The following is a 13,071-nucleotide window of genomic DNA, read 5'->3' as shown; positions in this document are numbered from 1 at the left end:
CTTTTCTGTGAGAACTCACATACAGTGGCTCCCCGAGCGAAGGTGTCGAAGGGAGCCGATCGTGAGCGATCCGTCGTGGACCCAGGTGGTCAAGACTGTCGAACCGGAGCAGCCGGAGCTGAAGCGGGCCCTCGGGCCCGGTCTGCTGCTGCTCTTCATCGTCGGCGACATCCTCGGCACGGGCATCTACGCCCTCACCGGGCAGGTCGCCGCCGAGGTCGGTGGCGCCGCCTGGCTGCCGTTCCTGCTCGCGTTCGCCGTCGCGACGGTCACCGCCTTCTCGTACCTGGAGTTGGTGACGAAGTACCCGCAGGCGGCGGGCGCCGCGCTCTACACACACAAGGCGTTCGGCATACACTTCTTCACCTTCATCGTGTGCTTCATCGTCATGACCTCGGGCATCACGTCGGCATCGACCGCATCGCGTGCTTTCGCGGTGAACCTGACCGTCGGCTTCGGCATCCCCGACGACAACCTGACGACGCTGCTGATCGCGCTCGCGTTCATCGTGCTGATCATGCTGGTCAACCTGCGCGGCGTCGCCGAGAGCGTGTGGCTGAACGTCGTGCTCACGCTCGTGGAGCTGTCCGGTCTGCTGCTCGTCATCTTCATCGGCCTGTGGGCGATCTCCGGTGGGAACGCGGACTGGTCGCGGGTCGTCGCCTTCGAGACGCCCGAAGACAAGGGCGTGCTGCTCGCGGTGAGCACGGCGACGTCGCTGGCGTTCTTCGCGATGGTCGGCTTCGAGGACTCGGTGAACATGGCCGAAGAGACGAAGGATCCGAGCCGCATCTTCCCGAAGATGATGCTCAGCGGCCTCGGGATCGCCGCCGTCATCTACGTCCTGGTGTCCATCACCGTTGTGGCGCTGGTGCCGATCGGGGAGCTCGCTGGGAGCGAGACGCCGCTGGTGACCGCGGTCGAGAAGGCGGCGCCCGGGTTCCCGATCAACGACCTCCTGCCGTTCATCTCGATGTTCGCCGTCGCCAACACGGCGTTGATCAACATGATGATGGCGAGCCGCCTGCTCTACGGCATGAGCCGGCAGAAGGTGCTGCCGCCGTTCCTGGCGAAGGTGTCGCCGAAGCGCAGGACGCCCTGGACGGCGATCCTCTTCACGTCGGCGCTCGCCGTCGGCCTGATCAGCTACGTGTCGCTCGATCCGAAGGGATCGGTCGTCGCCTTGCTTGGAGGCACGACCTCCCTGCTGCTGCTCGCCGTCTTCGCGGTCGTGAACGTCGCCGTGCTCGTGCTTCGCAAGCAGCCTGTTGACCACAAGCACTTCCGAACCCCGACCGCGTTGCCGATCGTCGGGGCGATCACGTGCCTCTACCTGGTGTTCCCGTGGACCTCGGGCCGCCCGGCCGGCCAATACACCATCGGCCTCGGGCTGCTCGCGATCGGCATCCTGCTCTGGGTGGTCGAGCGCATCTACGCCGCGAGTGCGAAGCGTCGCGGTGAACGGGTGGAGTGAGCCCTACTCGGGCCTGATGTCGCCGCGCGCGACGATGGTCGCCGGGTCGAGATCGTCCTCGGGAGGGACGGGCACGTCGCCCACGTCATCGGGGCCGCCCGTCCCCGGGCGGACGGTGTCGCCGGTCGAGTCCTGCTGCTTGACCTCGGTCTCGCGCTCGCTCGCCGGGCTGTAGGAGCGGTCCTTCGCCGTCTGGTCGGCGTCGCTCTGGTGGCCGTCGGGGTCGTCCGGTGTGGGGTTCATTGTGCGGACGGTACGCGCTGAACGTGGTCGGATTAAGCCCCTGACCGACCTCTCTGGCGGACGACGGCCCCGGTGGGAAACACCGGGGCCGTCGTCGTCTGTGCCGTCGTTCGTTGCGGGACGGTCAGACCGTGTCGCCGCGGTCCACTTCGCCACGCCAGGCACCGGTCTCGGTTCCCTGCGACTCGATGAACTTCTTGAAGTTCTCGAGATCCTTCTTCACGGCGTGGTCGTCGAGGCCGAAGACCGACCCGATCTTCTCGAGCGCGTCGGAAGGCGCCCACTCCAACTGGACGGTCACCTTCGTCTCGGCGTCCGAGAGCCGGTGGAAGGTGACGACGCCCGCGTGCTCCGTGTCGCCCGCGACCGACTTCCAGGCCACGCGCTCGTCGGGGAGCTGCTCGGTGATCACGGTGTCGAACTGGCGCTCCGCGCCGCCGATCTTCACGCGCCAGTGATTGGTCGTGTCGTCCACCTGGGTGATCTCCTCGACCTCGTCGAGGAAGTGAGGGAAGGACTCGAACTGGGTCCACTGGTTGTATGCCGTGGTGACGGGCACGTTCACGTCGATGGACTGGGTAACTGCGGCCATGTTGGCTCCTTATCGTCGTCTTCTGTCGTCGAAGGCGACGGTAGGCTCCGCAGCGGATGCGTACAGGGCCTGGAATTCACAGGCGGATCGTGGAAAGTGCGCCGTCTTCGCCGAACCGGGTCAGCCCCAGCGCCGGGCCGCCCACTTCTCGAACACCCCCACCAGGGAGTCGGTGATCTTGCCCAGGATGGCCAGCAGGATGATCGCGAGGAACAGGCGGTCGGTGCGGCCGTTGTTCTGGGAGTCGCTCAACAGGAAGCCCAGCCCCATCGATGACGCGATCAGCTCCGCCGCCACGAGGAAGAGCCATGCCTGCGCGAGTGCCAAACGCAAACCGGAGATGACGGAGGGCAGCACCGCAGGCAGCTGCACCGTCGTGAACAGACGCACGCCACCGAGCCCGAACGCGCGTCCCGCCTCCACCAGCTGACGGTCGACGTGCTTCAGCGCGGCCGCGACCGTCGTATACACGGGGAAGAACGCGCCGATCGCGATCAGGATGATCTTCGAATCCTCACCGATCTTGAACCAGAGGATCAGCAGAGGCACCCACGCCAGCGACGGTACGGCCCGAATCGCGGCGAGAGTCGGGCTGAACAGGATGTCGGACCAGCGCGACAGCCCCACCAGTGCACCGAGCAGCACACCGAGCGCGGCGCCGAAGGCGAAGCCGACCAGCACGCGCTGGGTCGAGATCGCGATGTACTGGCCCAGCAGGCCGCGCTGCGCGAGGTCGACGGCCGCCTCCCACACCATCGCGGGGGACGGGAGCTGTGACGACGTGAAAGCGCCCGAGGTGGATGCCGCCTGCCACACGACCAGCAGGACGACGGGGATGGCCAGCCCCGCCGCGATCCGCACCCCGCGGCGCGCGGCCAGCGGCGTGCGACCGCCGGGTTCGGCTCCGGTCTCGCGGGGCCGCTCGCGGGCGACGGATGTGCCGCCCGCGGCCTCGAGTCCCGGTCCGCCGGCGACGATCCACGGTCCGTCGCCGTCTGGTGCGTTCTGCGTCGTCATCCGGTCGTCAGTTTCCGACGGCGCTCGGGTCGGCCTTCTTGGCGAAGGACGGGTCGAGGAGCGTCTTCAGCGCGGTGTCGATGTCTGACTGCGAGCGGACGTCACCGGACTGGACGAAGATCGGGCCGACCTTCTTCAGGACCGTGAGCTGCGCGCTGCCCGGGACGTTGGAGACGTCCAGGTTGCTGCGTTCCGTGATGACCGTGGTCGCGACGGCGGGGTCGATGCCGGCGACGTCGGAGAGGACCTTTGCCGTCTCCTCCGGGTGCTTCGCGGCCCAGGCGCGGGCGTACTCGTAAGTGTTCACGACGGTCTGGGCGACATCCGGCTTCGTCTTGAGGAACGACTCCGTCGCGTTGAGGAAGCCGTACGTGTTGAACTTCACGTTGCGGTAGACCAGCTTCGCGCCGGCCTTCTGTGCGTTCGCCATGATCGGGTCGAGGCCGCTCCAGGCGTCCACCGAGCCGTTCTGGAGGGCGGCCCACCCGTCGGCGTGCTGGAGGTTCTGGATCGTGACGTCGCTCGCGGAGAGGCCGTTCGCCTCCAGCGCCTGCAGCAGGAAGAAGTACGGGTCCGTGCCCTTCGTGGCTGCGATCTGCTTGCCCTTGAGCTCCTTCACTGACGTGATGGTCGAGTTCGGGCCGACCACGATGGCCGACCATTCCGGCTGGGAGAAGATGTCGACGGTCTTGATCGGAGAGCCGTTGGAGCGGGCCAGCAGCGCGGCCGATCCGGCGGTCGAGCCGACATCGATGGCGCCGGAGCGCAGCGCCTCGTTGGCCTTGTTGGAGCCGGCGGACTGCACCCAGTTGACGGTGATGTCCTGCTTCTTCAGCGCCTTCTCGAGCCAACCCTCCTTCTTGATGACCAGGCTCAGCGGGTTGTAGGTGGCGAAGTCGATGTTGAGGGTGCCACCCTTCGTGCCGGCGGAACTGCTGCTCGGCTCCGCGGCGGACCCTTCGCCGGCCACGCAGCCGGTGAGGAGCAGGCTGGTGGCCGCGACGATTCCGGCGGCGGCGGTCAGGATGGTCGATCTGCGGCGCATGGTGTCTCTCTCGTCTTTCGATGGAGTGTTCTGGGGAGGTGCGGGTGCGGTGCGGGTGTGATGTGGTGCGGTAGGTCAGTACGGGAACACGGGGAGGGCCGTCGTGCGCTCCTCGCCGTGGGCGCGACCGTGGCGGTCGATGCCCAGGCCGTCGAGCAGTTCGGCCCGGAGCTCGGCGAGTTCCGCCCAGCCGCGGTCGCGCGGTCGCGAGCCGGGCACTGTGGTCACGCTGCGGATGGTCGACCCCGGGCGGCCGTCCTCGGCGCCCAGCAGGACGATACGATCTGCGAGCTGCAGCGCCTCGTCGACGTCGTGGGTGACCAGGAGGACGGTCGTGGGCGCGGCGGCGTGGATGTCGAGCAGGAGATCCTGCATGCGGAGGCGGGTGAGCGCATCCAGGGCTCCGAACGGCTCGTCGAGCAGCAGCACACCGGGGTTGCGGGCGAGCGCGCGGGCGAGCGAGGCGCGCTGGGCCATTCCGCCGGACACCTCCCGCGGGCGGAAGTCGGCCGAGGAGGTCAGCCCGACCAGCTCGAGCAGCCGGGACACGCGCTCGCGACCGGCGGATCGGTCCAGGCCGCGCGGGAGGCCGAGAGCGACGTTGTCGGCGAGCGACCGCCACGGCAGGAGTCGCGGCTCCTGAAAGCCCACGGCGCACCGGGCATCGATCCCGGCGATCGGTGTGCCGTCGATGAGCGCCGCGCCGCCGGTCGGACTGTCGAGGCCGCCCGCGATGCGGAGCAGGGTGGACTTGCCGCAGCCGCTCGGCCCGAGGATGGCGACGACTTCGCCTGCACGGACGCTCAGCGACACATCCCGCAGCACGGCACGCGGGCCCTCGGACGCAGGACGGCGTCCGGACGTCGGGAAGCTGCGCGCGACGGCGGAGAACTCGACGGTGAAGGCGGTGGAGGTGGAAGACATCGTGCGCCCGACGCTATCGAGCGAGTTGTCATCCCGCTGGCCCGCCCGAAACGCGGCGTAACGGAAGTTGCTGGAAGGGCGGGGCCGGGTGTCAGAAGGTCGAGCCGGGCACGCCCGAGATGACGAGGGCGGCCCCGCCCGCCCACCCACCGATAGCCAGAAGGATGCCGACGATCGGCACCCAGAACGAGATCCTCCGCTTCACCAGCAGCACGATGGTGGCGATCACTGCCACGAGGGTCACGGTGCCCGGACTGAGGAGGGCCACGAAGAAGCCGACGCCCATCCGGCCGGTGTCGCACACGGTCGATCCGCCGCACGGGTCGCTTGCGAACACCAGGAAGGCGGCCGCGAACGTCTGCCCGGCCGCGACGACGATCGCGACCACGAGGAGCACGATCGAGGTCACCAGATCCCACACGATGACAGGCCGTCGCGGTGCGGGTGGCGCGCTCATCGCCACTTCGGTCAGCCGAAGATCATGGGGCGGTCGGCGTCGTCATCGTCGGCGGCCGGCGCCGAGGCGAGCTCCACGAGCACGGGGACGTGGTCGCTGGGGGCGACGCCCTTCCGTTCGTTGCGGTGGATGCTGGCGCCGACGACACGGTCGGCGAAGGCTCGCGACCCGAGGATGAAGTCGATGCGGAGGCCTTCATTGCGCGGGAACCGGAGTTGCTTGTAGTCCCAGTAGGTGTAGCCGTCGGGGACGATCGGCCGCACCACATCGGTCAGGCCCGCCTGCTCGAAGGCGGCGAACGCCGCCCGCTCGGGTGGCGAGATGTGGGTCGACAGACCGGGGACCAGCGCAGGGTCGCCGACATCCGAGTCGAGCGGGGCGACGTTCCAGTCGCCGGCGAGCGCCAGCTGCAGCGACGGGTTCTCGGCGAGCCAGCGCTGCGTGTCGGCGGCGAGGACCGCAAGCCAGTCGAGCTTGTAGATGTAATGCGGGTCAGCCAGAGCGCGGCCGTTTGGCACGTAGAGGCTCCACAGCCGGACGCCCTCGATCGTCGCGCCGATGGCCCGCGCCTCTTTCGGAAGGTCGGGGCCGTCGTGGTCTTTCAAGAAGCCGGGCATGTCCGGGAAGCCGATCGTCACATCCTCGATCGGGAGTCGGCTGGCGATCGCGACGCCGTTCCACTGGTTGAGACCGTGGAGCACGACCTCGTATCCGGCCGCCTCGAACTCCGCGTACGGGAACTGTTCGGGCTTGCATTTGATCTCCTGCATCGCGAGCACATCCACGTCTTCGCGGACCATCCAGTCGACGACACGGACCACTCGGGTGCGGATGGAGTTCACATTCCAGGTGGCGACGCGCATGCCCCGATCGTATCGGCCGCCACCGACCTCTTCCGAGTGGAGCGCGCATGCGTGGAACGTCGACGGCCTGTGGAGAACTCCCGGCCGGCGCGGCGTTCCCCTCTAGAATCGGGGATGTGACCGACGCACGACAGCAGCTCATCGACTACATCGCCGCCGAGGCAGTGTTCCACGGCGACTTCACGCTCACCAGCGGCAAGAAGGCGAGCTACTACGTCGACCTGCGCAAGGTCAGCCTCGACCACCGTGTCGCCCCGCTCATCGGACAGGTCATGATCGACCTGATCCGCGAGGTCCCGGACGTGGTCGCCGTCGGCGGGATGACCATGGGCGCAGACCCTGTCGCCGCGGCCATCCTGCACCAGGGCGCCGCGCAGGGACTGTCCTACGACGCGTTCGTCGTCCGCAAGGAGCCGAAGGACCACGGTCGGGGCAAGCAGGTCGAAGGCCCGGACCTCCAGGGCAAGCGGGTCGTCGTTCTGGAAGACACCTCGACGACCGGGGGCTCGCCCCTCAAGGCGATCGAAGCCCTGCAGAAGGTCGGCGCCGAGATCGCCGCGGTGGCCGTGGTCGTCGATCGCGACACCGGTGCCCGCGAGGTCATCGAGGGCGCGGGCTACCCGTACTTCGCCGCCATCGGCCTGAAGGACCTGGGGCTGGCGTAGTGTCCGACGAGCGCGGGAGGGGCGCGGCGGATGAGGGGCGCCCGGAGACTCCCGACGAGGCGACGGAGCCGGAATTCGGGAGCTCGGACTGGCTCCTGCAGCAGCTGACAGGCGGCCGCCACATGGAACGGCCGGAGGAGTCGCCGACGGCGGCGCTGCCGATCGTCGAGCCGGACGAAGAGCGCGGTGGGGAGTCGCCGGCGGAGCCGGTGCCCGGCCGCTTCGATGACCTCCTGAACACCGAAGACGAGACTCCCGCCGCCGACGAACCGGCCGCGTCGGAGTTCCCGGTCGCGTTCTCGTGGAACCTCACGCCGGGTGGGGGAGCGGACCCGGTGGAGTCTGTTCCGGTCGAGTCCGTGCCTGTCGAGTCCGTGCCGGCGCCGCCGGTGGACCCGACCCCGCTCGTTCCGCTGGTGTACCAGCCGCCGCTCACAGAGCCGGTCGAGGTCACGCCGGCCGATGTCGAGCCGGCGGAGGAGCCACCCGCCGCGGCGCGCTCGTGGGTGATCGAGTCACGCGAGCCCGTGAAGCCGGCCGAGCCGGAGCCTCCCCGCACGATCTTCGATGCGCCGGCCGCCGTCGCTCCTGCCGCCGAATCAGCGGAGAGCCACGGCCTGGCCGCGCTGCTCGGCTTCGGCGACGCCGAGGGGGACGGACCGTCCGGGCGCTCCGTCATCGGAGACACGACGAGCATCATCCCGATCGACCCCTCCGCGCTGACCCGACCCGCAACGGCCCCCGCGTCTCCGGACGGCCCGCGACCCGAGCCCGCGAATGCGGATACCCCGACACAACAGCTCGACGCGGCCGAGATCGCGGCGCTCCTCCGGGCGGACCGCGACGAGTCACCCGTTGCGCTTCCTTCTGAACCCGCCGTTCCCGCCGCAGAGGCGGAACTGGCGCTCGGCGGGCTGCCGTCGCCCGCGACCAGCGCGATCGACGCCGCGAGTATCGCAGCGGCATCGGAGCCGGAGCCGGAGCCCGCCCCCGCGCCGTTCGATGCGGCACTGCAGGAGCCGGACGATGCGGACGGCGATCCGGCGGATGACGGCACGGACGGGCTGGCCGCACTCTTCGGAGAAGTCGCCGTAGCACAGGCGGTCGAGCCCGAGCCCGACCCCGAGCCCGAGCGCGAAGCGGAGCGAGAGCGCGCGCAGGAGGAGACGGCGGCCGTGGCGTCTGCGCCCGAGCCCGCCGCAGACCTCGAGGGCCCGCAACTCACCGCGACGACCCCGTTCACGTTCCCACCGCCGAACACTTCGGACGCCGGCCGCCCCGACCCCTATGCACAGGGATCCCCGCCCCGCTTCACGCCATTGGCGACTGCCGGAACGCCGGTCGCTGCGCCAATGCCCGTCGCTGCGCCTATGCCCGTCGCGGCGACCGGGTCGCTGTCAGCCGGCGCTGCGGGAGCATTCGCAGCGACCGCGGGCGACGTGGCCCCTCCCGCCGGCCCTGCCGCTCCTGCCGGCCCGACGTCGCCCACTGGACCGGGTGGCACCGGGCTCTGGGGGTCGCGCAACAATCGCATCCTGCTCATCGGCGTGGCCGTCCTCGCCGTGGTGCTCGTGCTGGTCGGACTCTTCGCGCTCGGCACGCGCATCCCCTCGCTCTTCGGGGCGGCGAAACCGGCACCCCTGCCGACGAGCTCGGCTACACCGCGTGCGACCGCCCCCAGCCCCACTCCCACACCGGTTCCGACCGTCACGCCGAAGCCCGCCGCAGCGGTCGGGGCGGGCACCCACCCGTGGGATGCGCTCGGTGGCGGGGAGTGCATCCAGCCGTTCACCTCGGTCTGGGCTGAGGAGTTCACGGTCGTCGACTGCACCGCACCGCACACCGCCCAGCTGGTGTACACGAACCTGCTCTCCGCCGACCCGGCCGCGCCGTACCCCGGGGCGGATGCGCTGGCGCAGCAGATGCCCGGCCTGTGCACGGCCGGAGGTGTGGTGGACCTCGGCGCGGCCGGTGCATACCCGGACCTGCAGGTGGTCGGTTCGTTCCCGGCGACCGAAGAGCAGTGGAAGAACGGCCAGCGTTCGTACTACTGCTTCGCCAACCGCTCCAGTGGGCAGCCGCTGACCTCGTCGGTCGCGGGCCCCGGTCCGGGCGCCTGACGCGCCCGTTTCGGTACTTCTAGAGCCGCCCTGTCGCCGACAGATCCGCCGCGTACCGTGTCAGCGCGTTGGCTGGATTGAGCCGTCGGGCTGACGCGAGCGCGTCCTCCGGCCGCTCATGCGCGGGCATCGTGACGTTCACCACCACCGCCTCCCGCGCCGTCCCGGAACCGAAGAAGCCTTCCGCGTCCAAGTCGGAGAGAGCCCCTTCCATCGCTCCGAGGAGCGCCTCGTTCAGCGGTCGCGGCCGGTCATAGGGGTCGCCTCGTGCCTCGAACAGCGGCTCCAACCGGGCGAACGCAGCGTCACCGAACAGGTCGTACGGCGACGCGTTCACCATCCAGCGAACCTGGTCCACCGACGCGGGGAGGCCGTCCGCTCGCGCGGTCTCGACCGCGATCCGCAAGCCCTGCGCCGAGCACGCGGTCGGTGCCGGGCGATGCGCGACCGGAGTGGTCCACAGTCCGAAGTAGTAGAAGTCGTCGGCGGGATGCTCGTCACGCAACTGGGTCCAGGTCTCCCTCGCGGCGTCCGCGATCGCGGACCGGATGCGCGCGAAGTCGTCCATCGTCCCTCCCCAGCCGGAGCGACCCCGTCAGAACTCGGTCTCGATGGGCTCCCGCGCCACCAGTTCGTGCACGCCGGTCAGCACCTCGTCCGGCCGGAACGGGTAGCGCTCGATCTCAGCCGGGTCGCTGATCCCGGTGAGCACCAGGATGGTGTGGAGGCCGGCCTCGATGCCCGCCACGACGTCGGTGTCCATCCGGTCGCCGATCATGGCCGTGTTCTCGGAGTGGGCCCCGATGCGGTTCATCGCGGAGCGGAACATCATCGGGTTGGGCTTGCCGACCACGTACGGGTCGCGGCCGGTGGCCTTCGTGATCATCGCCGTCACCGCGCCGGTCGCCGGCAGCGGGCCCTCGGCGCTCGGGCCGGTCGCGTCCGGGTTCGTCGAGATGAAGCGGGCGCCCTTGCCGATCAGGCGGATCGCCTTGGTGATCGCGTCGAAGGAGTAGCTGCGCGTCTCGCCGACGACCACGTAGTCCGGGTTGGTGTCGGTCATGATGAAGCCCGCCTCGTGCAGGGCCGTGGTCAATCCGGCCTCGCCGATCACGTAGGCGCTGCCCCCGGGCATCTGCGACTTGAGGAAGTCGGCGGTCGCGAGGGCGGAAGTCCAGATGGACTCCTCGGGGACATCGAGTCCGGACGTCCGGAGTCGCGCGGCGAGGTCGCGCGGGGTGAAGATCGAGTTATTGGTGAGCACCAGGAAGGGCGTGCTCTGATCCCGCCACTGCTGGATCAGATCCGATGCACCGGGTAGCGCCTGATTCTCGTGCACGAGCACGCCGTCCATGTCGGTGAGCCAGCACTCGATCTCGTCGCGACGCGTCACGCGGACTCCTTTCGCCGGGAATCGGATGCGTCCAGCTTAGGGGCCGGGGGCGCGAAGCGGTGAGGGGGCGCGGAGACCGTGGATACGCTGGTCCGGTGGAAGAGACGCCGAACCCGACGCACGAGCTGACGACGAACGGCGTCGGACCCTGGCCCGGCGATTGGCCGGACGACCCGCGGTACGACCAGGAACTGCTGCGCCACGGCGACACCCGCAACGTCATCGACCGCTACCGCTACTGGAGCATGGACGCGATCGTCGCCGACCTCGACGAGCACCGGCACCCGTTCCACGTCGCGATCGAGAACTGGCAGCACGACATGAACATCGGATCGATCGTTCGCAGTGCGAATGCCTTCCTCGCGGACACGGTCCACATCATCGGGCGGCGCCGCTGGAACAAGCGTGGCGCCATGGTGACCGACCGGTACCAGCACGTCGTGCACCACGACGACGTGGCCGATTTCGTGGCATGGGCGCGCGGCGCCGGCCTGCCGGTGATCGCGATCGACAACGTCCCCGGTTCGGTCGGCATCGAGACGTTCGCCCTCCCCCGGGAATGCGTGCTGCTGTTCGGGCAGGAGGGTCCCGGTCTGTCGGCCGAGGCGCTGGCCGCGGCGGATGCCGTGGTCGAGATCGCGCAGTTCGGGTCCACCCGCTCCATCAATGCGTCGGCTGCCGCCGCGATCGCCATGCACACGTGGATCACGCAACACGTCCCGTTCGGCGGCGCGGAGCAGGGACAGCCCGCTTAGCGGTTGGCGCGGCGCCAGACCAGCTTGAGGGCCGACCAGTCGGCGTCGAGGGCGGCCACCTTCACGTCGACGAGGCCGCGGTCGAGGGCCGCATCCCGGATCACGTTCTCGGAGAGGTCGCTGACGTGCCCGGCAGCCTTGCGCGGCCACGCCGCCCACAGCATCCCGTCCGGCCGGATGCGCTCGCCGAGGTCGTGCAGCTCGGTCAGGAAGGCGTCCGCCGAGCGGTAGAACGCGAGGATGAGTCCGGCTGCCCCGTCGTCGACCCACGTCACCGTGGGGCCGTCGTCGAGGGGGATGTGCCACCCGGCATCGGCATGGAGCACCGCCGCGCGCATCCCGGGCTTCAGTCCGAGCTTCTTCCAGAGCGGGGTCGACGAATAGCCCGCGGTCGTGCTCACTCCCGCCACCCGGCGTCGTCAGCGATACGCCGGATGGCGGCGGCATCCAGGTCGTACACCGTCTGCCCGTCGTCGGGTGCCGGTGCGGTGAGGAAGTGGGCGCGGACCGGGCCGTCGTCGAGCAGCTGCACCCAGGCGAACCCGGAACCGCGCACGGCCCGCTCGCGGGGGACCGGCCACAGCACGTCGGTCGTGTTGGCGACAGCGGGTGCGACGACGACGGGGATGCCGGCGGCTCCCGCCTCGGTGGCCAGCCCGTGGTGGAAGTGCCCAGCCAGGATGAGCCGGACGTCCCCAGCACTGCACACCTCGAGCAGCGCGTCCGGGTCGACCAGCCGCAGCGGTTCGAACAGCACCGTCGTTGGGGGCACAGGCGGGTGGTGCATCACGACGACGGTCCCGTGCTCGGAGGGTGTCGCGAGCACGTCGCCGAGCCACTCGAGTTGCGACTCGTCCACGCGGCCGTAGCCGGCCTGTGGCACAGCCGTGTCGATGGTGAGCACCCGGAATCCGCGCACAGTGGTCACCGTCTCGCGGGCCCCGAGGACCTCCTCGAAGCCGTCCGCCAGATCATGGTTGCCCATCGCGTACACGACGGGCGCGCCGCGCTCGGCGGCCCACGGTTCGAGCGTGCGCTGCAGCTTCCGGTACGAGGCAGCCGTGCCGTCTTCCGACAGGTCGCCGGACGCGACGACGAGGTCGACCTCGGCCACCTCGGCGGCGCGCGCAAGAACCCGGTCGAGCCCGGCCAGCGTATCCACGACCCCGTAGTGCAGCCGTCCATCGCCGTACAGGTGCGTGTCGGAGAGGTGCAGGATGCGCAGCGTATGGGTCACGCCGTCACCCTAGCGCCGGCCACCGTCGTCGCCGCTGGCGCCGTCCACCGGCTCAGTCGGCGTCGAGCGCCTCGATGATGGAGTCGACGGCGGTGATGAGGTTGTGCAGCGCCTGTCGCTCGATCGAGTCCTCCGGCAGCTTCTGGATGTCGTAGCTCGCGGCGCTCGCCGCCTGGCGCGCTTGCGCGAGCGCCGCTTGGACTTCGAGATCGGCCATGGTCGTCCTCCTCGGATCGGGTGCTGGTGGCCGTCACACTAGCGCTCGCCGCGGTCGGCCCACCAGGGG

16 protein-coding genes are annotated in these 13,071 nt (G+C 69.7%); 4 read left to right on the top strand and 12 right to left on the bottom strand.

The genetic code is table 11. The features are described 5' to 3' along the window. The first annotated feature begins 61 nt into the window (after positions 1-61). The gene (locus tag AB4Y74_RS14920; protein WP_441799844.1) at positions 62-1,474 is read left to right on the top strand and encodes an APC family permease; all 1,413 of its coding nucleotides are present in this window, start codon (positions 62-64) and stop codon (positions 1,472-1,474) included. 3 nt (positions 1,475-1,477) lie between these two features. Here AB4Y74_RS14920 and AB4Y74_RS14915 read toward each other — a convergent pair whose 3' ends face one another. The 7 genes from AB4Y74_RS14915 to AB4Y74_RS14885 all read right to left on the bottom strand — a co-directional run bounded on the left by AB4Y74_RS14915 (position 1,478) and on the right by AB4Y74_RS14885 (position 6,615). Beyond that, on the bottom strand, positions 1,478-1,717 hold the full coding sequence (locus AB4Y74_RS14915; protein WP_441799843.1) for a hypothetical protein: 240 nt from the start codon (positions 1,715-1,717) through the stop codon (positions 1,478-1,480). Positions 1,718-1,841: 124 nt separating this feature from the next. Next, positions 1,842-2,309, bottom strand: a complete 468-nt coding sequence (locus AB4Y74_RS14910; protein WP_441799842.1) for an SRPBCC family protein — start codon at positions 2,307-2,309, stop codon at positions 1,842-1,844. A 120-nt stretch (positions 2,310-2,429) separates the two neighbouring features. Beyond that, complete coding sequence (locus AB4Y74_RS14905; RefSeq protein WP_441799841.1) at positions 2,430-3,326, bottom strand: ABC transporter permease; 897 nt, start codon at positions 3,324-3,326, stop codon at positions 2,430-2,432. A 7-nt stretch (positions 3,327-3,333) separates the two neighbouring features. After that, entirely contained in the window at positions 3,334-4,371 is a 1,038-nt protein-coding gene (locus tag AB4Y74_RS14900) for an aliphatic sulfonate ABC transporter substrate-binding protein (RefSeq protein ID WP_441799840.1), read from the bottom strand. 75 nt (positions 4,372-4,446) lie between these two features. Then, positions 4,447-5,295, bottom strand: a complete 849-nt coding sequence (locus tag AB4Y74_RS14895) for an ABC transporter ATP-binding protein (protein WP_441799839.1) — start codon at positions 5,293-5,295, stop codon at positions 4,447-4,449. 91 nt (positions 5,296-5,386) lie between these two features. Next, a complete protein-coding gene (locus AB4Y74_RS14890; protein ID WP_441799838.1) occupies positions 5,387-5,752 on the bottom strand; it encodes a hypothetical protein in 366 nt (121 codons plus the stop codon). A gap of 11 nt (positions 5,753-5,763) precedes the next feature. Beyond that, on the bottom strand, positions 5,764-6,615 hold the full coding sequence (locus AB4Y74_RS14885) for an exodeoxyribonuclease III (protein WP_441799837.1): 852 nt from the start codon (positions 6,613-6,615) through the stop codon (positions 5,764-5,766). Positions 6,616-6,731: 116 nt separating this feature from the next. Between AB4Y74_RS14885 and pyrE the strand changes: the two genes are divergently transcribed. Both pyrE and AB4Y74_RS14875 read left to right on the top strand, forming a co-directional pair. After that, a complete protein-coding gene (gene pyrE, locus AB4Y74_RS14880) occupies positions 6,732-7,280 on the top strand; it encodes an orotate phosphoribosyltransferase (protein WP_441799836.1) in 549 nt (182 codons plus the stop codon). Beyond that, positions 7,280-9,400, top strand: a complete 2,121-nt coding sequence (locus AB4Y74_RS14875; protein WP_441799835.1) for a hypothetical protein — start codon at positions 7,280-7,282, stop codon at positions 9,398-9,400. Before pyrE ends, AB4Y74_RS14875 begins: the two co-directional genes overlap by 1 nt. 19 nt (positions 9,401-9,419) lie before the next feature. Here AB4Y74_RS14875 and AB4Y74_RS14870 read toward each other — a convergent pair whose 3' ends face one another. Beyond that, on the bottom strand, positions 9,420-9,968 hold the full coding sequence (locus AB4Y74_RS14870; RefSeq protein ID WP_441799834.1) for a DUF4303 domain-containing protein: 549 nt from the start codon (positions 9,966-9,968) through the stop codon (positions 9,420-9,422). A 27-nt stretch (positions 9,969-9,995) separates the two neighbouring features. Beyond that, positions 9,996-10,793, bottom strand: coding sequence for an HAD-IIA family hydrolase (locus AB4Y74_RS14865; RefSeq protein WP_441799833.1), 798 nt, complete (start codon positions 10,791-10,793; stop codon positions 9,996-9,998). Between the two features lie 95 nt (positions 10,794-10,888). Between AB4Y74_RS14865 and AB4Y74_RS14860 the strand changes: the two genes are divergently transcribed. Beyond that, positions 10,889-11,548 carry a TrmH family RNA methyltransferase gene (locus AB4Y74_RS14860; RefSeq protein ID WP_441799832.1) on the top strand — a complete coding sequence of 220 codons (660 nt, stop codon included), beginning with the start codon at positions 10,889-10,891 and terminating at the stop codon, positions 11,546-11,548. On the opposite strand, the gene AB4Y74_RS14855 is transcribed toward AB4Y74_RS14860, so the two are convergent. Genes AB4Y74_RS14855 through AB4Y74_RS14845 form a run of 3 tightly spaced genes read right to left on the bottom strand, consistent with a single transcriptional unit; the run spans position 11,545 to position 13,002 of the window. Beyond that, on the bottom strand, positions 11,545-11,949 hold the full coding sequence (locus AB4Y74_RS14855) for a DUF3052 family protein (protein ID WP_441799831.1): 405 nt from the start codon (positions 11,947-11,949) through the stop codon (positions 11,545-11,547). The two genes, AB4Y74_RS14860 and AB4Y74_RS14855, sit on opposite strands and share 4 nt — an antisense overlap. Beyond that, a complete protein-coding gene (locus tag AB4Y74_RS14850; protein WP_441799830.1) occupies positions 11,946-12,785 on the bottom strand; it encodes a metallophosphoesterase in 840 nt (279 codons plus the stop codon). The genes AB4Y74_RS14855 and AB4Y74_RS14850 overlap by 4 nt, the downstream gene beginning before the upstream one ends. Positions 12,786-12,837: 52 nt before the next feature. Further along, the gene (locus AB4Y74_RS14845) at positions 12,838-13,002 is read right to left on the bottom strand and encodes a hypothetical protein (RefSeq protein WP_441799829.1); all 165 of its coding nucleotides are present in this window, start codon (positions 13,000-13,002) and stop codon (positions 12,838-12,840) included. Positions 13,003-13,071 lie beyond the last annotated feature (69 nt).

It is taken from the genome of Leifsonia sp. RAF41 (assembly GCF_052114085.1).
In the GTDB taxonomy this organism is placed as follows: domain Bacteria; phylum Actinomycetota; class Actinomycetes; order Actinomycetales; family Microbacteriaceae; genus Leifsonia.
The sequence above is the reverse complement of the archived record's forward strand: the minus strand, read 5'-3'. Positions and strand labels throughout refer to the sequence as shown.

Bases quoted from the DNA above. Each gene is read 5' to 3' on its own strand.
- AB4Y74_RS14915 (WP_441799843.1), bottom strand. From the start codon at position 1,717: ATGAACCCCACACCGGACGACCCCGACGGCCACCAGAGCGACGCCGAC.
- AB4Y74_RS14910 (WP_441799842.1), bottom strand. From the start codon at position 2,309: ATGGCCGCAGTTACCCAGTCCATCGACGTGAACGTGCCCGTCACCACG.
- AB4Y74_RS14905 (WP_441799841.1), bottom strand. From the start codon at position 3,326: ATGACGACGCAGAACGCACCAGACGGCGACGGACCGTGGATCGTCGCC.
- AB4Y74_RS14900 (WP_441799840.1), bottom strand. From the start codon at position 4,371: ATGCGCCGCAGATCGACCATCCTGACCGCCGCCGCCGGAATCGTCGCG.
- AB4Y74_RS14895 (WP_441799839.1), bottom strand. From the start codon at position 5,295: ATGTCTTCCACCTCCACCGCCTTCACCGTCGAGTTCTCCGCCGTCGCG.
- AB4Y74_RS14890 (WP_441799838.1), bottom strand. From the start codon at position 5,752: ATGAGCGCGCCACCCGCACCGCGACGGCCTGTCATCGTGTGGGATCTG.
- AB4Y74_RS14885 (WP_441799837.1), bottom strand. From the start codon at position 6,615: ATGCGCGTCGCCACCTGGAATGTGAACTCCATCCGCACCCGAGTGGTC.
- AB4Y74_RS14870 (WP_441799834.1), bottom strand. From the start codon at position 9,968: ATGGACGACTTCGCGCGCATCCGGTCCGCGATCGCGGACGCCGCGAGG.
- AB4Y74_RS14845 (WP_441799829.1), bottom strand. From the start codon at position 13,002: ATGGCCGATCTCGAAGTCCAAGCGGCGCTCGCGCAAGCGCGCCAGGCG.